General features: G+C 71.7%; 16 protein-coding genes. 15 read left to right on the top strand and 1 reads right to left on the bottom strand.

Features of this window, described 5'->3' with window-relative positions:
• Positions 1-61 precede the first annotated feature (61 nt).
• From hisF to MXD95_RS15690, 6 genes are all read left to right on the top strand, one after another.
• Positions 62-826 (top strand): imidazole glycerol phosphate synthase subunit HisF, encoded by a 765-nt coding sequence (hisF, locus tag MXD95_RS15715; protein ID WP_250641371.1) that lies wholly within the window; start codon positions 62-64, stop codon positions 824-826.
• A gap of 10 nt (positions 827-836) precedes the next feature.
• Positions 837-2,969, top strand: coding sequence for an ABC transporter ATP-binding protein (locus tag MXD95_RS15710; protein WP_250641370.1), 2,133 nt, complete (start codon positions 837-839; stop codon positions 2,967-2,969).
• Positions 2,966-5,026, top strand: coding sequence for an ABC transporter ATP-binding protein (locus MXD95_RS15705; protein WP_250641369.1), 2,061 nt, complete (start codon positions 2,966-2,968; stop codon positions 5,024-5,026). The genes MXD95_RS15710 and MXD95_RS15705 overlap by 4 nt, the downstream gene beginning before the upstream one ends.
• A 4-nt stretch (positions 5,027-5,030) precedes the next feature.
• Complete coding sequence (gene hisI, locus MXD95_RS15700) at positions 5,031-5,435, top strand: phosphoribosyl-AMP cyclohydrolase (RefSeq protein WP_250641368.1); 405 nt, start codon at positions 5,031-5,033, stop codon at positions 5,433-5,435.
• On the top strand, positions 5,432-6,961 hold the full coding sequence (locus tag MXD95_RS15695) for an anthranilate synthase component I (RefSeq protein WP_250641367.1): 1,530 nt from the start codon (positions 5,432-5,434) through the stop codon (positions 6,959-6,961). Before hisI ends, MXD95_RS15695 begins: the two co-directional genes overlap by 4 nt.
• A gap of 65 nt (positions 6,962-7,026) precedes the next feature.
• The gene (locus tag MXD95_RS15690) at positions 7,027-7,677 is read left to right on the top strand and encodes a Trp biosynthesis-associated membrane protein (RefSeq protein ID WP_250641366.1); all 651 of its coding nucleotides are present in this window, start codon (positions 7,027-7,029) and stop codon (positions 7,675-7,677) included.
• Here MXD95_RS15690 and MXD95_RS15685 read toward each other — a convergent pair whose 3' ends face one another.
• Positions 7,678-8,013, bottom strand: a complete 336-nt coding sequence (locus MXD95_RS15685) for a hypothetical protein (RefSeq protein WP_250641365.1) — start codon at positions 8,011-8,013, stop codon at positions 7,678-7,680.
• 436 nt (positions 8,014-8,449) lie between these two features.
• On the opposite strand from MXD95_RS15685, the gene trpC reads away from it, so the two are divergent.
• The 9 genes from trpC (at position 8,450) to MXD95_RS15640 (ending at position 23,673) form a co-directional block, all read left to right on the top strand.
• The gene (gene trpC, locus MXD95_RS15680; protein WP_250641364.1) at positions 8,450-9,256 is read left to right on the top strand and encodes an indole-3-glycerol phosphate synthase TrpC; all 807 of its coding nucleotides are present in this window, start codon (positions 8,450-8,452) and stop codon (positions 9,254-9,256) included.
• Between the two features lie 310 nt (positions 9,257-9,566).
• Entirely contained in the window at positions 9,567-10,952 is a 1,386-nt protein-coding gene (gene trpB / locus MXD95_RS15675) for a tryptophan synthase subunit beta (RefSeq protein ID WP_374122037.1), read from the top strand.
• A gap of 74 nt (positions 10,953-11,026) precedes the next feature.
• Complete coding sequence (gene trpA, locus MXD95_RS15670) at positions 11,027-11,863, top strand: tryptophan synthase subunit alpha (RefSeq protein ID WP_250641363.1); 837 nt, start codon at positions 11,027-11,029, stop codon at positions 11,861-11,863.
• Positions 11,864-12,521: 658 nt separating this feature from the next.
• Complete coding sequence (gene lgt, locus MXD95_RS15665; protein WP_250641362.1) at positions 12,522-13,637, top strand: prolipoprotein diacylglyceryl transferase; 1,116 nt, start codon at positions 12,522-12,524, stop codon at positions 13,635-13,637.
• Positions 13,638-13,898: 261 nt separating this feature from the next.
• Positions 13,899-18,479 carry a glutamate synthase large subunit gene (gltB, locus tag MXD95_RS15660; protein WP_250641361.1) on the top strand — a complete coding sequence of 1,527 codons (4,581 nt, stop codon included), beginning with the start codon at positions 13,899-13,901 and terminating at the stop codon, positions 18,477-18,479.
• A gap of 29 nt (positions 18,480-18,508) precedes the next feature.
• The gene (locus MXD95_RS15655; RefSeq protein WP_250641360.1) at positions 18,509-19,951 is read left to right on the top strand and encodes a glutamate synthase subunit beta; all 1,443 of its coding nucleotides are present in this window, start codon (positions 18,509-18,511) and stop codon (positions 19,949-19,951) included.
• Between the two features lie 160 nt (positions 19,952-20,111).
• A complete protein-coding gene (locus MXD95_RS15650) occupies positions 20,112-20,720 on the top strand; it encodes an adenylate kinase (RefSeq protein WP_250641359.1) in 609 nt (202 codons plus the stop codon).
• A 101-nt stretch (positions 20,721-20,821) separates the two neighbouring features.
• Entirely contained in the window at positions 20,822-23,047 is a 2,226-nt protein-coding gene (locus MXD95_RS15645) for a phosphoinositide-specific phospholipase C-related protein (protein WP_250641358.1), read from the top strand.
• Between the two features lie 170 nt (positions 23,048-23,217).
• Complete coding sequence (locus MXD95_RS15640) at positions 23,218-23,673, top strand: tellurite resistance TerB family protein (RefSeq protein ID WP_250641357.1); 456 nt, start codon at positions 23,218-23,220, stop codon at positions 23,671-23,673.
• Positions 23,674-23,806: the final 133 nt, after the last annotated feature.

The raw sequence follows: 23,806 nt of genomic DNA, 5'->3' as shown, positions 1-23,806 counted from the left end.
CGGGCGAGACGGTCGGCGGCGCGGGCGGGGGAGCGGCCAAAGCCTCTGGCGGAGTGGGGCGGTGAGCGTCGCCGTCCGGGTCATTCCCTGTCTGGACGTCGACGGCGGGCGGGTCGTCAAGGGCGTCAACTTCACCGATCTGCGCGACGCCGGCGACCCCGTCGAGATGGCCCGGCTCTACGACGCCGAGGGTGCCGACGAGCTGACGTTCCTCGACATCACCGCGTCCAGCGGCGATCGGGAGACCACCTACGACATCGTCCGGCGCACCGCCGAGCAGGTGTTCATCCCGCTGACCGTCGGCGGGGGCGTGCGCTCCACCGAGGACGTCGACCGCCTGCTGCGGGCCGGTGCGGACAAGGTCGGGATCAACACCGCGGCGGTCGCCCGCCCGGAGCTCGTCCGCGAGTGCGCGCACCGGTTCGGCAACCAGTGCATCGTGATCTCGATCGACGCACGACGCTGCCCCGAGCCGGACGGCCCGCGCTTCGAAGTCACGACCCACGGTGGACGCCGCGGCACCGGCATCGACGCGGTGGCCTGGGCGGCGCGGGTCGTCGAGCTCGGCTCCGGGGAGATCCTGCTGAACTCCATGGACGCCGACGGCACCCGCGACGGCTACGACCTGCAGATGCTCGCCGCCGTGCGGACCGAGGTCGACGTCCCGGTCATCGCCAGCGGCGGGGCCGGTGATCTCGCGCATTTCGCCCCGGCGGTGGCCGCGGGCGCGGACGCCGTCCTCGCCGCGAGCGTGTTCCACTTCGGACAGCTGCGGGTCGGCGAGGTGAAGAGCGCACTGCGCGACGCCGACGTCCCGGTGCGCTGACGGCGGCCCGATGGAGGATTCCGAACCTGGCGACTGTACCGGGCAGCCGTCCACGTCGCGGCCGTCCGTCGGCCCCGTTGGTGGGAAGCAGCGCGGGATCATCGCGCAGGGTCTCGCGGCGGTGTGGCAGGGCATGCGCCGTGAGCCGCGGCAGTTCGCGGTGGCGAGCGTCGGCGCCAGCATGTTCACCCTCGCCGGGGTGGCGTCGTCCATCGTGCTCGGGGAGGCCACGGACCGGGTCGTGATCCCGGCGATCGACCGCGGGCACGCCGACTGGTCGGCGCTGGTCGCCGTCGGTGCCGCGTTCGCCGGGGTCGGTGTCGTGCGCGCCGCGGGGATGTTCGTGCGCCGCCTCGCCGGTGGTCTGGTGGTGTTCCGGCTGCAGGCCGGCCACCGCCACGAGGTCACCCGCCAGTACCTGCGGCTGCCGCTGTCCTGGCACCAGCGGCATTCCACCGGCACGCTGCTGTCCAACGCCAACGCGGACGTCGAGGCCCTGACGTCGCCGATCATGCCGCTGCCGTTCGCCGTCGGGGCCCTGGTGATGCTGGTGGCGGCTCTGGTGCTGCTGGTCGTCACCGATCCGGTGCTGGCGCTGATCGGGTTCGCGGTCTTCCCCGCCTTCGGGCTGATCAACGTCTGGTATGGCCGGCGGGTGTCGCCGTTGTACTCGGCCGCGCAGCGGCTGCGCGGCGAGGTGAGCGCCGTCGCGCATGAGTCGTTCGACGGCGCGCTCGTGGTGAAGGCGCTTGGCCGCGAGGAGGAGGAGACCGCGCGCTTCGCCGACCGCGCCGAACGGCTGCGCGACACGATGATCGGCGCCGGTCGGCTGCGGGGCCTGTTCGACCCGCTGATGGAGGCGCTGCCGAACCTCGGCATCCTGGTGGTGCTGCTCGTCGGGGCCGTGCGGATCCGGGCCGGCGCGATCGACGTCGGCCAGCTCGTCCGGGTCGCCTACCTGTTCACCCTGCTGGCCTTCCCGTTGCGCGCGTTCGGCTGGGTGTTCGGTGAGCTGCCCCGCGCCGCCGTCGGCCGCCAGCGGGTCGACGCGGTCACGCTGGCCCGCACGGACGAGCGCCACGGTGCCGAGACCCTGACCGCGACTGGCCCCGCCGCGCTGTGCCTGCGCCAGGTCGCCTACTCCTACCCCGGCATCGACCCCGCCCGCGCCGGCTCCGACGGCCTGGGTTCCGATGGCCTCGGTTCCGTCGGCCTCGGCTCCGATGGCCTCACGTCTGGCAGCCCTGCTCGCGGAGGCCCTGATGTCGGCGACTCCGCGGCGGAGCCGCTCGCACCAGACGAGGGGGCCAGCGTCGAGGCGACGGCCCAGGAGGCGGCGCCGACACGGCGGACGCTGGATCAGGTGAGCTTCGAGGTTGCCCCGGGCAGCGTCGTCGCGATCACCGGTCGGACAGGGGCGGGTAAGTCGACCCTGGTGGGGCTGTTGACCCGGCTCGTCGACCCGGACCGCGGTCAGGTGCTGCTCGACGGCGTCGACCTGCGTGAGCTGGCCGTCGGCGAGGTGAGCCGGGCGGTGGCGGTCGTGGCGCAACAGGCGTTCCTGTTCGACGACAGCGTTCGCGCCAACATCACGCTCGGGACGGACGCCACCGACGAGGCGGTGTGGACGGCCCTGCGCCGGGCCCAGGCCGACCGCTTCGTCGCCCGGCTCCGGGACGGGCTCGACACCATGGTCGGGGAGCGCGGCACCAGCCTGTCGGGCGGACAGCGCCAACGGATCTGCCTGGCCCGCGCTCTGCTGCGCGAACCCCGGCTGCTCGTGCTCGACGACGCCACGGCCAGTGTCGACCCGCGGGTGGAGGCCGCGATCCTCGCCGATCTGCGGGCCCAGGCCGGTGCCGCCACGGTCGTCGTCGTCGCCCAGCGCCGCTCCACCATCGCGTTGGCGGACGAGGTGGTGCACCTGGAGGGCGGCCGCCTGATCGGCCGTGGCCGCCACGAGGACCTGCTGGTGCGCTCGCCCCGCTACGCGGCGCTGCTCACCGCCTACGACCAGGCCGCGCAGGCAGCGGCGCTCGAGTCCGCTGCCGAGCCGGTTGCCGATGCCGCGCCTGAGCCCACGTCGGTTCCCGATGCCGCGTCTGAACGGCATGTGGATTCCGAGCTGGAGCCCACCCAATGACCACCTCCACCCGGGCGGACACACTGGCCGCGACCTTCGGGCGGCTGCGCGCGCTCAGTCCCGCGCTGACCCGTGGTCTGGTCGGCACTCTGGCGCTGGCGGCGATCGCCACCGCCGGCAAGGTCGCCATCCCGGTCACCGTGCAGCAGATTCTTGACCGAGGCCTGGCAAACGGGCGGGTCGATCTGGGCTCGGTCGGCCTGGCGGTCGGGGCGGCAGCGGCGGTGATCGTGCTGACGGCGCTGGCCAGCTACCGGATGAACCAGCGGCTGTACCGACTTTCCGAGACGACGCTCGCCGCGCTGCGGATCCGGGCGTTCCGTCATATCCACGACCTGTCGGTGCTCAGCCAGTCCGCGCAGCGCCGGGGGTCGCTGACCTCCCGGGTGACCAGCGACGTCGACCAGATGTCCCAGTTCCTCCAGTTCGGTGGCGTGATGCTGCTGATCTCCACGGGGCAGATGGTGATCGCGACCGTGCTCATGCTCGTCTACTCCTGGCCGCTGACCCTGCTCGTGTACGCCTTCTACGTCCCGTTGTTCCTGGTGGCCCGGCGTACTCAGCGTCGCCTCGCCGTGCGGTACGCCCAGGTCCGGGAGCGGGTCGGTGACCTGCTTGGGGCGATCGCGGAGGCGGTCGTAGGCGCGCCCATCGTGCGCGCCTACGGGATCCAGGACCGCACTGCCCGGCGCATCGACACCTCGATCGAGGGCCACCGCGACGCCCAGACCGCGGCGCAGCGGATGATCGCCGGCGTGTTCTCGCTGAGTGAGCTGGTCGCCGCCATGGCCACGGCCGCGGCGGTCATCGTCGGCGTTCTGCTCGGCGTCGACGGGTCGCTCAGCACCGGTCGCCTCGTGGCCTTCCTGTTCCTGATGACGCTGTTCGTGCAGCCGATCCAGTCGATGACCGAGATCCTCAACGACGCGGCGAACGCGCTGGCCGGCCTGCGCCGCGTGCTCGATGTTCTTGACCTGCCCACCGACGTCCGTGATCCGGCACTCGGCCCGATCGGAGTCTCTCCCGCCGACGGCTTTTCCACCCCCGCCGCTGCTCTCACCCCCGCCACTGCTTCCACCCCCGCCACTGCTCTCACCGCTGCCACTGCTCCCACCTCCGCCCACGCTGCCCGTCCCGCTCCCGCCGGCTCCGCCGCTCTCGCCGATTCCGCCGTCGTGCCTGCTTCTGCTGCCAAAGCCGGCGGCCCGGGCGGGCGTGACCTGCCCGCGGGGCCCCTGGGCGTGCGGTTCGTCGGGGTCGGGTTCGCCTACCCGGGCGGGCCGCGGGTGCTGCGTGAGATCGATCTGGAGATCGCCGCGGGCAGCCGGATCGCTGTGGTCGGCGAGACCGGTTCCGGCAAGACGACGTTGGTCAAGCTGCTGACCCGGCTCATGGACCCGAGCACGGGCGAGATCCGGATCGGTGGGGTTCCCCTGGCCCAGGTGCGGTTCGCCTCGCTGCGTCACCGGGTCCTGCTCGTGCCGCAGGAGGGGTTCCTGTTCGACCTGACGATCGCCGACAACGTCCGCTACGGCCGCCCGGATGCCGACGACGACGCGGTGCGTGCCGCGTTCGAGGCGCTCGGCATCGGCGACTGGCTTGCCGCGCAGCCCGGCGGGCTCGCCGCCCGGGTGGGGGAGAGCGGCTCGCGGCTGTCCGCGGGGGAACGCCAGCTCGTGGCGCTGGCGCGGGCGAGAATCGCCGCCCCCGACCTCCTCGTCCTCGACGAGGCCACGTCCGCGGTCGACCCCGAGACCGAGGTGCGACTGGCCACCGCCCTGGCCGAGCTGACCCGGCACCGCACGTCGGTGACGATCGCCCACCGGCTCTCGACGGCAGAGTCGGCCGACGAGGTGCTGGTCGTTGACGCCGGACGGATCGCGCAACGCGGCCAGCACCGCGCTCTGGTGGGCGTACCCGGGGTCTACCAGCGACTGCACGAGTCCTGGGCGGCCGGGATCGGAGCCTCCGGCGCCCGGACGCCCGCCGACATCCAGCCCGCGCCGCGGGTGCCCTTGACGCCGGCCTCGCGCTCCGTTCGCGGGGGAGCAGAATGAAGCCGTGACCGATCGTCCCGCCGCTCTTGACCCCGCCATCGCCGGACGCCTGCGCCGCAACGATGCCGGCCTGTTTCCGGCCATCGCCCAGCAGTACGACACCGGGGAGGTGCTGATGCTGGGGTGGATGGACGACGAGGCGCTGCATCGGACGCTGACCACCGGGCGGGCCACGTACTGGAGCCGCAGCCGCGGCGAGTACTGGGTCAAGGGCGACACGTCCGGCCACCAGCAGTGGGTCCGATCGGTCGCGCTCGACTGCGACGGCGACGCCGTGCTGGTGCGGGTGGACCAGGTCGGCCCGGCGTGCCACACCGGCATCCGCACCTGTTTCGAGGCGGGCGGCCCGCTGCCCGCCCGGGTGGGTAACCCCGACGCGGCCTCGGAACCCGGGGCGGCGGCCCGATGACCACCGGCCGGATCGTCCCCGACCGGGCTGGCTTTCACGCCGCCGCTGCCCGCCACCCCGTCGTCGCCGTCACCCGGCGCCTGCTCGCTGACGGCGAGACCCCCGTGGGCATCTATCGCAAACTCGCGGGCGGACCGGGCACGTTCCTGCTGGAGTCGGCTGAGCATGGCGGGGAGTGGTCGCGCTACTCGTTCGTGGGCGTGCGGGCGGCGGCGACGCTCACCGAACGCGACGGGCAGGCCGTGTGGGTGGACGGCACGCCTCCGCCGGGGGTGCCGACGGGGGGCGACCCCCTGACCATCCTGCGTGCGGTGGAGCGCGGCCTGCGCTCCGCTCATGACGACGGCGCGCCACCCCTGATGGGCGGGCTCGTCGGTTATCTCGGCTACGACGTCGTCCGACGGATCGAGCGGCTGCCCTCGCACGCCGTGGACGACCTGCACCTGCCCGAACTGCGGATGCTGCTGGCCACCGACCTGGCCGTGCTCGACCACCGCGACGGGTCGTGCCTGCTGGTGGCCAACGCCTTCACGGCCCTCCCGAACAGCCCACACACCGCCGGCCCCGCCGAGCTCGACGCCCTCTACGACGAGGCCGTGGCCCGGCTGGACACGATGACCAGTGATCTGGCCAAGTGGAGCGAGCCGACGGTGGCGACGACGACCGGTGCCGTGACCGGCGTGGCCGATTTTGTCTCCGCGACCCCGCCCGGGGAGTACCAGAGCGCGATCGAGCGGGCCATCGAGGAGATCCGCGCCGGGGAGTGCTTCCAGATCGTCGTCTCCCAGCGCTTCGAGCGGACCACGACCGCCGATCCGTTGGACGTCTACCGCGTGCTGCGCACCACGAACCCGAGCCCGTACATGTACCTGCTGCGCTTCGGCGACCATGACGTCGTCGGATCCTCGCCGGAGGCGCATGTGAAGGTCACCGGCCGCCGGGCGCTGCTGCACCCGATCGCCGGCTCCCGCCCCCGGGGCGCGACACCGGAGCAGGATGCCGAGCATGCCGCGCAGATGCTGGCCGACCCGAAGGAACGCGCCGAGCACGTCATGCTGGTCGACCTCGTGCGCAACGACCTCGGCCGGGTGTGCGTGCCGGGCTCCGTGCGGGTCGTCGAGTTCGCGGCCGTCGAGCGGTTCTCCCACATCATGCATATCGTCTCCACGGTGATCGGTGAGGTGGCGGAGCAGCGCAGCGCCGTGGACGTGCTGGCCGCGACGTTCCCGGCCGGGACGTTGTCGGGAGCGCCGAAGGTGCGGGCGATGGAGGTCATCGACGAGCTGGAACCGACCCGCCGCGGCGTCTACGGCGGTGTGGTCGGCTATCTGGACTTCGGCGGCGATCTGGACACCGCGATCGCGATCCGGACCGCGGTCATGCGTGACGGGGTCGCCTATGTCCAGGCGGGCGCCGGGATCGTCGCCGACTCCGATCCCGATGCCGAGGATCTCGAGAGCCGCACCAAGGCTGCGGCCGTGCTGCGCGCGATCGAGATCGCCGAGTCCCTGCGGCCGCCGGTATGACCACCTCTCCTTCCGCTTCTTCCGGGGGTCGGCCGACCGGGCATCGGCCCGGCGAGGCCGTGCCCGTGGATTCCGCACCACCCAGCTCGTCTCCCGGGCAGCAGCCGCACGGCGAGCCGGCCGCCAGCGACGCCGCGCGGGCCGGCCGGCGTGAACGCGGTCTGGCCATGCTCGGCTGCCTGCTCGGCGCGGGGCTGGTACTCGTGTGCGGAAGCGCCACCTGGGCCTCGGCCCGGGTCGGCCCGCCGCACGTGGCCAGCGATGGCGTCGCCATGGCCGCGCCGCTTGCCACGCACTGGACCGGCGCGACTCTCGCTCCGGCGGCGACAGCGCTTGCCCTGGTCGGGCTCGCCGCCGCCGTCGCGATCGTGGCCGCCCGCGGCATCGGGCGCACCGTCGTAGGCCTGCTCGCCGTCGCCGGCGGGATCGGCATCATCGTGGTGGCGCTGCGCATCGGCCTCGACCCGACCCCCACGCTGCGCCGCACCGACAGCGTGCGTCAGATGTCCGTTGGCGGCCCGGCGGACATCACCGGCCTGCACCGCACGGCCGCACCGTGGCTGACGATGTTCGGCGGCGCTGTGCTCACCGCCGCCGGCGTGCTCGCCGCCGCGCACGGACGCCGCTGGCCGGCGATGTCGGGCCGTTATCAGGCTCGCGACGCCCGACCGGTCGACGCATGGGACGCGATCGAGCGGGGCCACGATCCCACCTGATCACCGCGGCCCGCCGCGGCCCTCCGGCTGCGGATCCCTCCCGGCGCCACCCGGGCGGCCCGGCGCCTGATCCGACGCGGTGAGCGAGGCAAGCAGATCCCGTTGGCGGCGCAGGTCGGCCTCCAACAGCGTGACCAGCGCATCCATCCGGTCCAGACAGCGACGCAGCCGATCGAGCGGCTCCTCCTGCGGTCCGTGACCCTCCTGCTCCCGATCAGAGCCGCGGCTCGTCGCCGGCCCGCAGGCCAGCGTGGCTGGCCGAGTCCATCCCGACAGCGGCGGGACCAGGACCTGGCGAGTCTCTGTCAGGTGGGTGTCCGTGAGGTGAGTCTCCATGAGCCCTCCCATCTCGATGATGTCGAACGCGTGTTCGACTATACGGGATTGGTCGAGCGAGTTGCCATCCTGACCCGCCCATGGCGTGGCGCGCGGTCCCGGAGGGAGATCGCGCCACGCGGGGAAGATCGCGTGCCTGGGGGATGTCCTCTCTCGGCGCGACTCGGGCCACGGGTGGCCTGCCCGGGTGGCGCCGGTCGATTGCGCCGGGTGCTGTTCGTGTGCCGCATCCGGCGGCATTCGGCTGCGGGCGTGTCCGGTCAGACACGGGTGCTGGCTCCCGGATGCGCTCGGTGACGACCTTTTCCGGCGGACATCCCCCCAGAGGTGGCGGCGGGACGTCGCGGCACGTAGCCAGGCACGGGTGCCTCGGGCCTGCGGCGGCGACCTGGCCTACCATCTGCGGCATGAGCGCGAAAGCCGCGAGCACGGGTCGATGAGCGTCCTCGACGACATCCTCGACGGGGTCCGGTCCGACCTGGCCGTGCGTGAACAGCAGATCTCCCTCGACGACCTCAAGCGGCGCGTCGAGCGTGTCCCCGACCCCCGGGACGCCCTCGCCGTTTTCCGTGACTCGCCGGTCTCGGTGATTGCCGAGGTCAAGCGCCGTTCGCCGTCCAAGGGCAGCCTCGCGACGATCGCCGACCCCGCCGCGTTGGCGCTTGACTACGAGGCGGGCGGTGCCGCCGCCATCAGCGTGCTCACCGAACAGCGCCGGTTCGGCGGATCGCTGGCCGACCTGGACGCGGTGCGTCGCGCGGTCGATGTCCCGCTTCTGCGCAAGGATTTCGTCGTCTCGCCGTACCAGGTCTTCGAGGCCCGCGCGCACGGTGCCGACATCGTCCTGCTCATCGTCGCGGCGCTCGACCAGCCCCGTCTGGTCGGCCTGCGTGAGCGGATCGAGTCGCTCGGGATGACCGCGCTGGTCGAGGTGCACGACGAGACCGAGCTTGTCCGTGCGCTGGACGCCGACGCTCGCCTGATCGGCGTGAATGCCCGTGACCTGCGGACCCTCGAGATCGACCGGGGCACGTTCGCCAAGCTCGCGCCGATGGTCCCGGCTGGTGTGCTGAAAGTCGCCGAGTCCGGGGTGCGCGACCCGCGTGATCTGCTTGCCTACGCGGCCGCCGGAGCCGATGCGGTGCTGGTCGGGGAGGCAGCCGTGACGGGCGGAGATCCACGGCAACTGGTCGCGGACCTGGTCGCCGCTGGGGCGCACCCCGCCGCCGGCGTTGGGCGTTGACGTCGCATCCGCCGGCCCCGCGGCCGTCGTCGATCCGGCCGCTGGCGGCGTCATGAGCATCACGGCGAAGCTCGGCGACGTCGAGGCACCGCTGTCAAGTCGTTGCCGCGCCGATCGCTGACAGCGAGCTACCGGCGACGAGTCACGTCGGGCCGGCTGGTTTCCGCCGGGCCGCTCCACTCGGGCCGTGATCTCCCGCCGCGGCGGGCGGGGCGTCCTTCGGCAGGCGGCCAGAGTCCGCCCGGCCGCGTGGATCCGGGTGGCGTGGCGGGGGACGCGTTGCGTCGGTGCTGCCCGATACAGTCGCACCGTGGCCATTCGAACCGCTGCTCCGCTCGCCGCCCCCGACGCCGCCGGCTCGGCGCCGTCCCGTCCCCTGGGCGTGGAGGCCGCGGCCGGCTGGCAGTCGTTTCCGGATGAGTCCGGCCACTTCGGCCGGTTCGGCGGGCGGTTCGTGCCCGAGGCGCTCATGGCCGCGCTGGACGAGCTCACCGAGGCATACGCGCAGGCCAGGGCCGACGAGGCCTTCGTCGCCGAGCTTGACGGCCTGCTCGCCACCTATGCCGGCAGGCCCACCCCGCTGAGCGACGCCCACCGGCTCACCGCCCACATCGGCGGCGCCCGCATCCTGCTCAAGCGGGAGGACCTGGCGCACACGGGTTCCCACAAGGTCAACAACGTGCTCGGCCAGTGCCTGCTGACGAAGCGCATGGGCAAGACCCGAGTCATCGCCGAAACGGGCGCGGGCCAGCACGGTGTCGCCACCGCTACCGCCTGCGCACTGCTGGGCCTGGAATGCGTCGTCTACATGGGCGAGGAGGACACCCGCCGGCAGGCGCTCAACGTCGCGCGGATGCGTCTGCTCGGCGCCGAGGTCGTCTCGGTGGCCTCCGGCAGCCGCACCCTCAAGGACGCCATCAACGAGGCGCTGCGCGACTGGGTCGCCACCGTCGACCACACGCACTACTGCATCGGTTCGGTCATGGGCCCCCACCCGTTCCCGATGATGGTCCGTGACTTCCAGCGGATCATCGGCGTGGAGGCCCGCGCCCAGGTGCTGGACCGGGTCGGGCGGCTGCCGGACGCGGTGGTCGCCTGTGTCGGCGGCGGCTCCAACGCGATGGGGATCTTCCATCGGTTCATCCCCGACACCGAGGTCGCCCTGATCGGATGCGAGGCCGGAGGAGACGGCGTGGCGACCGGCCGGCACGCGGCGGCCATCGCCGGCGGCGCGCCCGGAGTGCTGCACGGGATGCGCACCTTCCTGCTGCAGGACGACGACGGTCAGACGCGGGTGTCCCACTCGATCTCCGCGGGCCTGGACTACCCGGGCATCGGGCCCGAGCACGCACTGCTGCACGAGACCGGTCGCGCCTCCTACCGAGTGGTCGACGACGCCGCCGCGATGGATGCCCTCGGTCTTGTCGCCCGGACCGAGGGCATCCTGGTCGCGATTGAGAGCGCGCACGCCTTCGCCGGTGCGTTCGACGTGGCCCGCGAGCTCGGCCCGGAGGCGATCGTCCTGGTCAGCTGCTCCGGCCGTGGCGACAAGGACGTCGACACCGCCGCCCGCTGGTTCAGCCTGCTCGACGAGCCGGCTGCGGCATCGGCTGGCGGGGACTGCACCGCCCCGGGCGCCGCCAACGCCGACGCGGTGGTTGCCACGGCGCGCGACGCCGGCGGCGCGCAGCGGTGACGGCGGTGCACCGTGGGCCGGCCGAGCCGGCCCACCCACAGGCGGCCCGCGGGCCCGAAGCGAACGGACGCACGATGGACAGCCGGTTGGACGCGTGTTTCGCGGCAGCCCGGGCCGAGGGCCGGGCTGTGCTGGTCGGCTATCTGCCGGCCGGATATCCCACGGTGGACGGGGCAATCGCCGCCATGCGGGCGATGGTGGCCGCCGGGGTGGATGTCGTCGAGGTCGGCCTGCCCTACTCCGACCCGACGATGGACGGCCCGGTGATCCAGGAGGCCGCCGACGCCGCGCTGCGTGGCGGGGTTACGACCCGCGACGTGCTGCGTACCGTCGAGGCAGTGGCGGACACAGGTGCCCCGACCCTGGTGATGACCTACTGGAACCCGGTCGAGCGCTACGGGGTGGCCGCCTTCGCCGCCGATCTCGCCGCTGCCGGTGGTGCCGGGGCGATCACCCCCGACCTGCCGCCCGAGGAGGCCGGCCCCTGGCTTACCGCCAGCGCCGAGCGTGGTCTGGACCCGGTTTTCCTGGTCGCGCCGAGCTCCTCGCCGGCCCGGCTGCGCCGCGTCGCCGAGATCACTGGCGGTTTCGTGTACGCCGCCTCCCTGATGGGGGTCACCGGCGCGCGGGCCGAGGTCGGGAATCAGGCGGCGGGGCTGGTCGCGCGGGTCCGGGAGGTCACGACACTGCCGGTTGCCGTCGGCCTCGGGGTCAGCACCGCCACGCAGGCAGCGCAGGTCGCCACCTTCGCCGACGGCGTCATCGTCGGCTCTGCACTGGTCCGCGTCCTGGTCGACGGCCAGCGCCGTGGCGAGGACCCGCAGGCCACCGTCGCCCGTGTCGGGACGCTCGCCGCCGACCTCGCCCGAGGTGTGCGTGGCACGCAGAGCCCCGTTCCCGCCACCGCCTGACCGGTCAGGCGCCCGTCCCGTCGGTCGTCCCGTCCCGTCCCGTCGGTCGTCCCGTCCCGTCCCGTCGGTCGTCCCGTCCCGTCCCGTCCCGTCCCGTCCCGTCGGTCGTCCCGTCCCGTCCCGTCGGTCGTCCCGTCCCGTCCCGTCCCGTCGGTCGTCCCGTCCCGTCCCGTCCCGTCCCGTCCCGTCCCGTCGGTCGTCCCGTCCCGTCCCGTCCCGTCCCGTCGGTCGTCCCGTCCCGTCCCGCCCCGTCCCGTCGGTCGTCCCGTCCCGTCCCGCCCCGTCGGTCGCTCAGGCCTGCTCCGAGGCTGTCGAGCAGGCACCCACCGCGGGGAAGCGCCGTGGGCGCGGACGTCCGATCCCGCGATCGGCTACGCACCGCATCCCGCCGTGCGGCAAGATCCGGCTACACAGGTCGTCGTGGGGGGCAAATCGGACACGAAATGGCCCACGACGACCTGTTTGGATCTTGAGGCCGCCAGGGCTCGGGATTGAAGTCGCAGAGCGTGAGATCGGGGTCCTGTGGGGGGCGCCGTACCGCGTCCCGTTGATCATCGGAGGTGCGGCGGGGGCGGGGGCGGGGTGTCATCGCGGCATGGCGGGATCCGGGGCTGGGGCCTGCGGAGGATGGGCCGGGTGTCGGGATAGCCTGACGACCGTGGTGTTCGCCGCTATCCCCAGTCCGTCCCGAGGTGTGCTGCATCTGGGGCCGGTGCCCCTGCGCGCCTATGCGCTGATGATCATCATCGGGATCGTGGTCGCCGTCGTTGTCACCGGTCGGCGGCTGCGGGCCCGCGGCCTCGATCCCGAGCTTGCGGGGGAGGTCGCCTTCTGGGCGGTGCCGTTCGGCATCATCGGCGCCCGCATTTACCACGTCGTCAGCACGCCGGACCCGTACTTCGGCCATGACGGCAACCTCGGCGATGTCGTGAAGATCTGGAACGGCGGGCTCGGGATCTGGGGCGGCATCGCCGGCGGCGCGCTCGGCGCGTGGATCGCCGCGCGTCGCCTCGGGATCAGCCTCGCCATGTTCGCCGACGCCGCCGCGCCCGGGATCATCCTGGCGCAGGCTATCGGTCGGTGGGGTAACTGGTTCAACCAGGAGCTCTATGGTCGGCCCAGCACTCTGCCGTGGGCCGTGCGCATCGACCCCGAGCATCGGATCGACCCGGGGGTGGCCACCTATCAGCCGACGTTTCTGTACGAGTTCCTCTGGAACCTGATCGTCGCCGGCATCCTGCTGTTCGTCGATCGCCGGCATCGCCTTGGCCGCGGGCGGCTGTTCGCGCTCTACGTCGCGCTCTACACGTTCGGCCGGTTGTGGATCGAGATGCTGCGCATCGACACCGCCGACCGGATCCTGGGGCTTCGGGTCAACATCTGGACCTCCGCGCTGGTCTGTGTGGCCGCCGTCATCGCGCTGCTCGTGGTTCGTCAGCCGGTCGACCACGACGCGACTCCGCAGGAGCAGCGCGAGCTCGGTCTGGTGCGTGATCGGGCTGCTCGCGGTGAGGCCCGCGTTCCCGCGGCTGCGTCCGCGACCAGTAGCGCGCCGGATGCCGGGTCCGCGGCGGGCGGCTCCGCCCGCGAGTCGCGGGACACCGGCGAGGATCCCGGCGACGCAGGCGATCCCGACGACGCAGGAGGTCATGACGACGCAGGAGATCATGACGTGTCGCTGGCGCCGGTCCCCCGCGGCGGGGCCGATGGCGGCGGGAGCGAGACCAGGGAAGAATCAGGCGTAGAGACGTCGGCCGAGGCCCCGCCGCACTGAGCAGGGCCTGTGCTGGGATCATCCGGAGCGCCCGGAGATGGCCGTCCCTGACCGGGAGGTGCCCGTCGTACGTTCGAGTATGTGGCGTTATACGGCTGTGACCTGCCGGACATATATGATCAAGGCGTGTCGGCTCGGCGCGTGGCACACTCGACAGGAGGCACGCGGGCAGCTGGGCCAGCGCCGTCGTGTCGCGGTTCACCCTCGGACAGCGTCGTCCGCCTCACCTTCAGCCCCTGAAGACGGACAGGACTTCGCCGGATGCCGAGCGCGCAAGGTCTCTACGACCCCAGTTTCGAACATGACGCCTGTGGTGTTGGCTTTGTCGTCGACGTGCACGGTCGTCGCAGCCATGAGCTGGTCGACCAGGGCCTGACCGTCCTGCGCAATCTTGATCACCGTGGCGCCTCGGGTAGTGACCCGGACACCGGCGACGGAGCCGGCATTCTCGTCCAGGTCCCTGACCAGTTCTTTCGGGACGTCGTCGACTTTGCCCTGCCTGCTCCAGGCCACTATGCGGTCGGCATCGCCTTTCTGCCTCAGGTGGCGGGGGAGCGCGACGACGCCGTCCGGCTGATCAGTCGGATCGTGCGCCAGGAGGGCCTGCGGGTGCTCGGCTGGCGTGAGGTGCCCACGGTCAGTCACATCGTCGGGCATGCCGCACGCGAGGTCGAGCCGCGCATGCGCCAGCTGTTCGTCGCGTTGCCCGGCGACACGAATGTCGTCGGTGCGGCGTCCGGTCCGGTCCAGGCGAGCGACCCGGCCGATGCTGCCGCTGCCATCGACGGGCAGGTTCTGGAGCGCCGGGCGTTCTGCGTGCGCAAGCGGATCCGTCGGGAGACGGGCGTGTACGTCGCCTCGCTGTCGTCGCGGACGGTCGTCTACAAGGGAATGCTGACCACCCACCAGCTGGCGGCCTACTTCCCGGACCTGGACGACCCGCGGTTCGCCAGCGCCATCGCGCTCGTGCACAGCCGGTTCTCCACGAACACGTTCCCGAGCTGGCCGCTCGCCCATCCCTACCGTTTCGTCGCCCACAACGGCGAGATCAACACAGTGCGCGGCAACCGCAACTGGATGCGCGCCCGCGAGGCGTTGCTGGCCAGTGACCTCATCCCCGGCGATCTGTCCCGGCTGTTCCCGATCTGCGCGGATGGCGCGAGCGACTCGGCGAGCTTCGACGAGGTCCTGGAGCTCCTGCATCTCGGCGGGCGTAGCCTGCCGCACGCCGTGCTGATGATGATCCCCGAGGCGTGGGAGAACCACGCCGAGATGGACCCGGCCCGGCGCGCCTTCTACGAGTTCCACTCGACGCTGATGGAGCCCTGGGACGGCCCGGCTTCGATCGCGTTCACCGATGGCACGGTCATCGGCGCTGTGCTCGACCGCAACGGCCTGCGTCCCTCGCGGTACTGGCAGACCGACGACGGCCTGGTTGTGATGGCCTCCGAGGTCGGCGTGCTGGACATCCCGCCACACAAGATCGTGCTCAAGGGTCGGCTGCAGCCGGGCCGGATGTTCCTCGTCGACACCGCGCAGGGGCGCATCGTCAGCGACGAGGAGATCAAGTCCGAGCTCGCTACCGCCGCCCCCTACGCGGAGTGGCTGCACGCGGGGCTCATCTCCCTCGACGACCTGCCCGAGCGCGAGCACATCATCTACGGCCACTCGTCGGTGCTGCGCCGCCAGCAGGTCTTCGGCTACACCGAGGAGGAGCTGCGGGTCCTGGTCGCGCCGATGGCCCGCGGCGGTGCCGAGCCGATCGGCTCGATGGGCACCGACACGCCGGTAGCCGTGCTCTCCTCGCGCCCTCGGCTGCTGTTCGACTACTTCACCCAGCTGTTCGCGCAGGTCACCAACCCGCCGCTGGACGCGATTCGGGAGGAGCTGGTCACCAGCCTCGGGCGCACCCTCGGCCCCGAGGGCAACCTGCTCGACCCGTCACCGGCCTCGTGCCGGATGGTGCACCTGCCCTACCCGGTCATCAGTAGCGGGCAGCTCGCCAAGATCATCGGTATCAACGACGACGGCGACATGCCGGGCTTCGCCTCGGTGACCGTCAGCGGTCTGTACGACGTCGACGGCGGGGGCGAGGCGCTCACCGCCCGGCTCGACGAGATCTGCGCCGGGGTCAGCGAGGCCATCGCCGATGGTGCGCGCATCGTCGTGCTCTCCGACCGTGACTCCGACGAGCGCAAGGCGCCGATCCCGTCGCTGCTGCTCACCGCCGCCGTGCACCACCACCTCATCCGGGAGCGTACCCGGACCAAGGTCGGGCTGATCGTCGAGTGTGGCGACGCCCGCGAGGTCCACCACATCGCCCTGCTCACCGGATACGGCGCCGCCGCGGTCAACCCCTACCTGGCGTTCGAGTCGGTCGACACCCTGATCGACGAGGGCGAGATCACCGGTATCACCCGCGGACAGGCCGAGAAGAACCTGATCAAGGCGCTTGGCAAGGGCGTGCTGAAGGTGATGTCCAAGATGGGCATCTCCACCGTGGCCAGCTACACCGGCGCGCAGGTCTTCGAGGCGATCGGGCTCGCCCAGGAGTTCGTCGACACCTACTTCGTCGGCACCCCTTCGCGCCTGGACGGCGTCCGCCTCGACGTCATCGCCGACGAGGTCGCGGCCCGGCACCGTCGCGCCTACCCGCGGGTCGCTTCCGAGCTCGCCCATCGGGGGCTCGAGATCGGCGGCGAGTACCAGTGGCGCCGCGAGGGCGAGATTCACCTGTTCAACCCGGAGACGGTCTTCCTGCTTCAGCACGCCACCCGCACCCGCCAGTACGACGTGTTCCAGGAGTACACCAGCAAGATCGACGGGCTGTCTCGCGAGAACGCGACCCTGCGCGGGCTGTTCGAGCTGCGCTCCGGGGTGCGCCCGCCGGTGCCGATCGACGAGGTCGAGCCGGTCAGCGAGATCGTGAAGCGGTTCGCCACCGGTGCGATGTCCTACGGCTCGATCAGCGCCGAGGCACACGAGACCCTCGCCATCGCGATGAACCGTCTCGGCGGCAAGTCGAACACCGGTGAGGGCGGGGAGGACGCCCGGCGGTTCGTCCCCGACGCCAACGGTGACCTGCGCCGCAGCGCGGTCAAGCAGGTGGCCTCCGGCCGGTTCGGTGTCACCAGCGACTATCTGACCAACGCCGACGACATCCAGATCAAGATGGCCCAGGGCGCCAAGCCCGGCGAGGGTGGCCAACTGCCTGGTCACAAGGTCTACCCGTGGATCGCGAAGACCCGGCACTCCACCCCGGGCGTCGGCCTGATCTCCCCGCCGCCGCACCACGACATCTACTCGATCGAGGACCTCGCCCAGCTCATCCACGACCTGAAGAACGCGAACCCGAAGGCGCGGGTCCACGTGAAACTGGTTGCCGAGGTCGGGGTCGGCACGGTCGCGGCCGGTGTCTCGAAGGCACATGCCGACGTGGTGCTCATCTCCGGGCATGACGGCGGCACCGGCGCCTCGCCGCTGACCTCGCTCAAGCACGCCGGCGCCCCCTGGGAGCTGGGCCTGGCCGAGACGCAGCAGACGCTGCTGCTCAACGGCCTGCGCGACCGGATCGTCGTGCAGGTCGACGGCCAGCTCAAGACCGGTCGTGACGTCATCATCGGCGCTCTGCTTGGCGCCGAGGAGTTCGGCTTCGCGACCGCCCCGCTGGTCGTCGCCGGCTGCGTGATGATGCGCGTCTGTCATCTCGACACCTGTCCGGTGGGCGTGGCCACCCAGAACCCGCAGCTGCGGGCCCGGTTCACCGGTAAGCCCGAGTTCGTCGAGGCGTTCTTCACCTACATCGCCGAGGAGGTCCGCGGCTACCTGGCCGCTCTCGGCTTTCGCACGCTGCAGGAGGCGGTCGGCCGGGTCGACCTGCTCGACGCCCGCGCGGCGATCGAGCACTGGAAGGCCTCGGGGCTCGACATCACCCCGCTGCTGCACACCCCCGAGCGGCCGTTCGGTGGTTCGCTGCACTGCACCTCCAGCCAGGACCACGGCCTGGACAAGGCGTTGGACAACTCGCTCATCCAGCTCTGCGAGGGGGCGCTCGACGAGGGCCGGCCGGTCTGGTTGGAGATGCCGATCCGCAATGTCAACCGCACCGTCGGCACGATGCTCGGCTACGAGGTGACCAAGCGCTACGGCGGCGCTGGTCTGCCGGACGACACCATCCAGCTGCGTTTCACCGGCTCCGCGGGCCAGAGCTTCGGCGCGTTCGCCCCCCGCGGGATGACGCTGACGCTCGAGGGCGACGCCAACGACTACACCGGCAAGGGCCTGTCCGGCGGCAAGATCTTCGTCTTCCCGCCGAAGGAGTCGCCGCTGCGCGCCGAGGACAACATCGTCGCCGGCAACGTGCTGCTCTATGGTGCGACCGCGGGCGAGGCGTTCTTCCGCGGGATCGTCGGCGAGCGGTTCTGCGTGCGCAACTCGGGCGCCACCGCGGTCGTCGAGGGCGTCGGCGACCACGGCTGCGAGTACATGACCGGCGGTACCGTGCTGGTCCTGGGGCAGATCGGGCGTAACTTCGCGGCCGGGATGAGCGGCGGCGTCGCCTACCTGTACGACCCGGTGGAGCAGCGGATCAACCGGGAGATGGTGGACGTCGAGGACCTCGGCCCCGAGGACGAGGCGACTGTGCGCGACCTGCTGGTCCGCCACCGCCGGGAGACCGGTTCGACGGTGGCCGCCCGGCTCTACGCCGACTGGGAGAACGCACGCGGATCGTTCCGCAAGGTGATGCCGCGTGACTACAAGCGGGTGCTCACCGCGATCCGTCGCGCCGAGGAACAGGGCCTCGTCGCCGAGGAGGAGATCATGGCGTCGAGTCGTGCCTGAGCCCCCTCTCGTGACCGGAAAGGAGTGACATGGCCGACCCCACCGGCTTCCTCAAGCACCGCCGGGAGCTGCCGACGCGCCGCCCGGTCGACATCCGCATCCAGGACTGGCGGGAGGTCTACAAGACCTTCCCGGAGCAGCATCTGCGCGACCAGGCCGCCCGCTGCATGGACTGCGGGATCCCGTTCTGCCACAACGGCTGCCCGCTCGGGAACATCATCCCCGAGTGGAACGACCTGACCCGGCGCGGTGACTGGCCGGACGCGATCGAGCGGCTACACGCGACGAACAACTTCCCTGAGTTCACCGGGCGGCTGTGCCCGGCGCCGTGCGAGTCGGCCTGCGTGCTCGGCATCGGCGACGACCCGGTGACGATCAAGCAGGTCGAGGTCAGCATCATCGACCGGGCCTTCGCCGACGGGACGGTCGTCCCGGTGCCGCCGTCGGTGCGCACCGGTCGCAGGGTCGCCGTCGTCGGCTCCGGGCCGGCCGGGCTCGCCGCCGCGCAGCAGCTCACCAGGGCCGGGCATGATGTCGTCGTCTACGAGCGGGCCGACAAGATCGGGGGTCTGCTCCGGTACGGCATCCCCGAGTTCAAGATGGAGAAGGCGGTCCTGGACCGCCGCCTGGCCCAGATGGAGGCGGAGGGCACCTCCTTCGTCACGTCCTGCAATGTCGGGGTCGACATCGCGGCCGACGAGCTGCGTTCGTCCTACGACGCCGTGGTCCTTGCCGGCGGGTCGACGATCGGGCGGGACCTGCCGGTACCCGGACGGGAGTTCGACGGCATTCACCTGGCGATGGAGTTCCTGGAGCCGGCGAACCGGGTCGCGCTCGGTGAGCTCGTCGAGCCGCCGATCACGGCGAAGGGCAAGCGGGTCGTCATCATCGGCGGCGGTGACACCGGCGCCGACTGTCTGGGCACCTCACACCGCCAGGGCGCGGCGTCTGTCCACCAGCTCGAGATCATGCCGCGGCCGCCGGAGCTGCGCGCGCCGGCGAACCCGTGGCCGTCCTTCCCGATCATCTACCGGGTGTCCAGTGCGCACGAGGAGGGCGGCGAGCGGATGTTCGCCGTGTCCACCGATTCCTTCCTCGGTGACGACGCGGGTCACGTGCGCGCGCTGCGCCTGCACGAGGTGCGGTTCGTCGAGGGACGCTTCGAAAAGGTCGAGGGCACCGACGTCGAGCTGCCCTGCGAGCTGGTGCTGCTGGCGATGGGCTTCACCGGCCCGCAGCGCACGGGACTACTCGAGGAGCTCGGCGTCGAGTTCGACGCCCGAGGCAACGTCGCCCGCGACGCGGGCTGGGCGACCTCGGTGCCCGGAGTGTTCGTCGCCGGTGACATGGGCCGCGGCCAGTCGCTGATCGTCTGGGCGATCTCGGAGGGACGGTCCGCCGCCGCCGCCGTCGACCGGCAGCTCATGGGGCGCACCGATCTGCCCGACCCCATCACTCCCACCCGGCGCTGACGGTGGCGCTCCCCGCGGCGAGCAGGTGCTGCGGGGAGCGGGCCGGGCCGGCGCGCCGGGTGACAAACGGGTGTGATCTGGCTTGCTCCCCGAGGCATCTGTCCCGATTGACCGGGATCCGCGCGGGGCGTCGATGCTGCTGGCGGTAGCGTCCATGGGCATGAGGCTCGTGCTGCTCGGTCCCCCCGGATCCGGCAAGGGAACGCAGGGCGCCCGGATCAGCGCCCGCCACGGCATTCCGACGATCTCCACCGGCCAGTTGTTCGACCGGCAGATCGCCGCCGGAACGCCGCTGGGACGGCGGGCCGAGCGGTACGTGCGGGGCGGCGAGCTCGTCCCCGACGAGATCGTCCTCGACATGGTCGCCGATCGGCTCGCCGTCGGCGTCGACTGCGCCGAGGGATTCCTGTTCGACGGCTTCCCCCGCACCTACCCGCAGGCCGAGGCACTCGATCGGATGCTCGCGGCCAGCTGTGGCCCGCTGGACGCGGTCATCGACCTCGACGTGGACGTCGACGAGGTGCTCGACCGCATCCGCCGCCGCGCCCACACCGAGGATCGCCTCGACGACACCGAGGAGACCGCCCGGCGCCGGATGAAGGTCTTCGCCGAGGAGACCGCGCCGCTGCGCCGCTATTACCGGCAGGCCGGTCTGCTGCACACCATCGACGGTGCGGGCGACCCCGACGAGGTGGCCGCGCGCATCCACGGGATTCTGGCCGAGGTCGTCCATCCCGAGCTGCGCCTGGCAGTTGATCACGACCGCTGACGGCTGCTGCCCTCGCCGACGGGTGCCACCCATCTGGACCTGCCGTCCGGGTGGCCCCCGGCGGGACCGGCCCGCAACGTCGGCGCGATATCTTCGTTGTGGTGGGTGGCGAGACTGACGAACATGAGCCGACGGCGCGCCGTCCCCTGGGTGCCCGGGGGCGGGTCGTGCACCTGGCACTGGTTGTTCTGGTCGTGCTGTGCGCCGTGCCGCTGGTGGTCACTCTCACCGCGTCGCGCACGGTGCTCAACCCGTCGTTCTACTCCCAGTCGCTGAACCGGGCCGATGCCTACGACCGCCTCTACACCGAGGTACTGCCCGACCCGGCGGTGAACGCCCTGCTCGCCGGCCTGCCGATCGACAGCTCGCTGATCACCGCCAACCTGCGTACGGTGCTGCCACCGGCCACCGTCGAGGCGCTGACCGACGAGCAGTTCACCCGCATCGTCGACTACCTGCGGGGCAGCACGAACGACGTCGAACTCGCCGTCGACCTGGCGCCGATTTTCGGCAACGTCTCGGGCCTGGCCAACCGTTACATCGCTGGCGAGCTCGGATCGGGCAGCACCTATCCGGTCACCTCGGTAGCCGACTTCACCCAGGATGTGCTGACCGCGATCAATGACATCGCCGCCGGCCGGCCGCCGACGTCGCTGCCCACGATCGAACTGACCGCCCAGGACGCCGACCGGGTCCTGCCGCTCCTGCTCGACCGGGTCGACCGGGCCACCCGCACCCAGGTCGAACCGCGGCTGCGGGCGTTGCTGCGCGAGGGCGATGTCGCGGGCGCACTCGCGCTGATCGGCCCGCAGCTGTTTCAGGGTGACGAGCGGGCCACCGCGCGGATGCGCCAGTCGCTGCACGGCTCCACCCTCGATCTCGGGGTGCGTCTGTCGGATCTGCGCGATCAGCCGGCCATCACGGCCGTCGACCACCTGCACGACCTCACCCCGTTGCTGACCTGGTTCTGCGTGCTTCTCGCGGTGCTGCTGGCGGCGGCGCTGGTCGGCATCGTGGCGCTCGCGGGACGCCGCGGGCTTTCCCGGGTGCGGGCGGCTGCTGGCGCGGTCGTCGCCGCCGGGCTCGCCCTGGGCGTGGTCGGCGTCCTGCTGCGCCTCGTGCTGCCCAACCCGCTGCGTCCGCTTGCCGGCCCGCACTCGCCGTTGCCGCCGGGCGCCAGCGCCGTCCTGGTCGACTTCTCCCGGCAGGCCTATCGCACCGTCGAGGCTGACTACTTGCGGATCGTCGGCTGGACGTTGGCGCTGGGGGTGGTCATGGGCGGCCTGTCGTTTCTGGTGTCGCTCTCGGCCCGCTGGGGCGGGAGCGGCCGGCGCCGCCGGCTCGCCACCGCGTTCGCACTGGCGGTGCCGGTGATGATCAGTGTGACCTGGACGGCGTTCCCGGGCTCCGCCGCCGAGGCCCGCCGGATGTGCGAGTCCAGCCCGTCGCTGTGCGACCGGCGCTACGACCAGGTCACCTACCTGGCCACCCACAACGCGATGGCGAACAGCGAGGACCGCTTCCTCGGCCCGTCCCAGGACCCGACGATCGTCCACCAGCTCGACCTCGGTGTGCGCACTCTGCTGGTCGACGTCCACCATTGGACACCGGCCGAGCAGGTCGCGTCCTACCTGGCGACTCTGCCGCCGACGACCAGGGCGGCCCTCGAGCCACTGACCCGCGGCGCGGTCTCGCAGCGCCCCGGAGTGTGGCTGTGCCATGACGTCTGTCAGCTCGGCGCACTGGACTACGTCGCCGCACTGGGCCAGATCCGGGACTGGATGAACCGTAATCCCACCGAGGTCGTCACGCTGATCGTCCAGGACAACGACGTGCCGGCCAGCGAGATCGCCGGAGGTGTGGCGGCGGCCGGGCTCGCCGGGATGGTCGCCACCCCACCGGATGACCCGCACGGCCGCTGGCCCACTCTCGGCTCGATGATCGGCTCGGGTCGACGGCTGGTCATCTTCACCGAACAGCAGGACCTGCCGGGAACGTTCCTGCGCGGCTTCTACCGGTACGCGAGCGACACTCCGTTCGACGCGAAGCAGCCCGCCGACCTCGTTGGCTGCCCGCGCAACCGGGGTTCCGCCGGGTCTTCGCTGCTGCTGATGAACAACTGGATCACCGCGACGGCACCCAGCCGCCAGGCGGCGCTGACGTCCAACAACGCCGGTGCCCTCGGGAACCGAGCGCAGCGTTGCCGCGGTGAGCAGGGCCGGACGCCGACCTTCATCGCGGTCGACTTCTCGACGATCGGGTCGGCCCAGGCGGCGGTCGACCGCCTCAACGGCGTCTCGGGCCGCTCCGGGTCCGGCTCGGGCTGACCGCGGGCGCGCCAGTCCGGGCGGGATCTGTGGGGTCCGGCCCGCTGTCATGGGATCGTGGGCGGTGGATCGTGCGTTCACCCTGCTGAAGCCGTCTGTCGTCGGCCCCCGCCGCCGACCCGACCCTCCGGGCGCTCGCCGTCCGGACACTCTCGTGCGAAGGAGCCGAGGTGCCCATCTGGAATCAGCTTCGCCAGTCGGCCCAGTCCATGCAGGGCCAGCTGACCGCGAAGAAGAACGACCTGAAGAGCGGCGCCTTCCGCGACGCGAGCATGGCGATCTGTGCGTTGGTCGCCGCCGCCGACGGCACGATCGACCCGGCCGAGCGCCAGCGCGTCGCGTCTTTGATCGTCTCCAACGACGTGCTGAACAACTTCCCGGCCGACGACCTGCAGCGCCGGTTCAACGACTACGTCGGCAAACTGCAGGCCGACTTCGAGTTCGGCAAGGTCTCGGTCCTGCAGGACATCGGCAAGACGAAGAAGAAGCCAGCCGAGGCCCGGGCCGTCATCCAGATCGGCATCGTGATCGGCGGCGCTGACGGCACGTTCGACAAGTCCGAGCAGGCCGTCGTGCGGGAGGCCTGCTTCGCCGTCGGGATCAACCCGGAGGAGTTCGACCTGTAGGGGACCGTGACCACGCACCTGGTCTCGCCTCGGCCTCGCGCCGAACGGGTCACATCCGCTTCGTCACATCCGCTTCCCCGCTCGCGCGCCTGGGATGGATGCTCGGCCAGGAACGTTCTGGTGTAACCCGGCG

It is taken from the genome of Frankia sp. AiPa1, assembly GCF_023243075.1.
Lineage (GTDB): Bacteria > Actinomycetota > Actinomycetes > Frankiales > Frankiaceae > Frankia.
The sequence above is the reverse complement of the archived record's forward strand: the minus strand, read 5'-3'. Positions and strand labels throughout refer to the sequence as shown.

What these genes read in the sequence shown, in the direction of transcription:
- MXD95_RS15710 (WP_250641370.1), top strand. Translation starts at nt 837, where the DNA reads ATGGAGGATTCCGAACCTGGCGACTGTACCGGGCAGCCGTCCACGTCG.
- MXD95_RS15705 (WP_250641369.1), top strand. Translation starts at nt 2,966, where the DNA reads ATGACCACCTCCACCCGGGCGGACACACTGGCCGCGACCTTCGGGCGG.
- MXD95_RS15695 (WP_250641367.1), top strand. Translation starts at nt 5,432, where the DNA reads ATGACCACCGGCCGGATCGTCCCCGACCGGGCTGGCTTTCACGCCGCC.
- MXD95_RS15685 (WP_250641365.1), bottom strand. Translation starts at nt 8,013, where the DNA reads ATGGAGACTCACCTCACGGACACCCACCTGACAGAGACTCGCCAGGTC.
- trpC (WP_250641364.1), top strand. Translation starts at nt 8,450, where the DNA reads ATGAGCGTCCTCGACGACATCCTCGACGGGGTCCGGTCCGACCTGGCC.
- trpA (WP_250641363.1), top strand. Translation starts at nt 11,027, where the DNA reads ATGGACAGCCGGTTGGACGCGTGTTTCGCGGCAGCCCGGGCCGAGGGC.
- gltB (WP_250641361.1), top strand. Translation starts at nt 13,899, where the DNA reads ATGCCGAGCGCGCAAGGTCTCTACGACCCCAGTTTCGAACATGACGCC.
- MXD95_RS15655 (WP_250641360.1), top strand. Translation starts at nt 18,509, where the DNA reads ATGGCCGACCCCACCGGCTTCCTCAAGCACCGCCGGGAGCTGCCGACG.
- MXD95_RS15650 (WP_250641359.1), top strand. Translation starts at nt 20,112, where the DNA reads ATGAGGCTCGTGCTGCTCGGTCCCCCCGGATCCGGCAAGGGAACGCAG.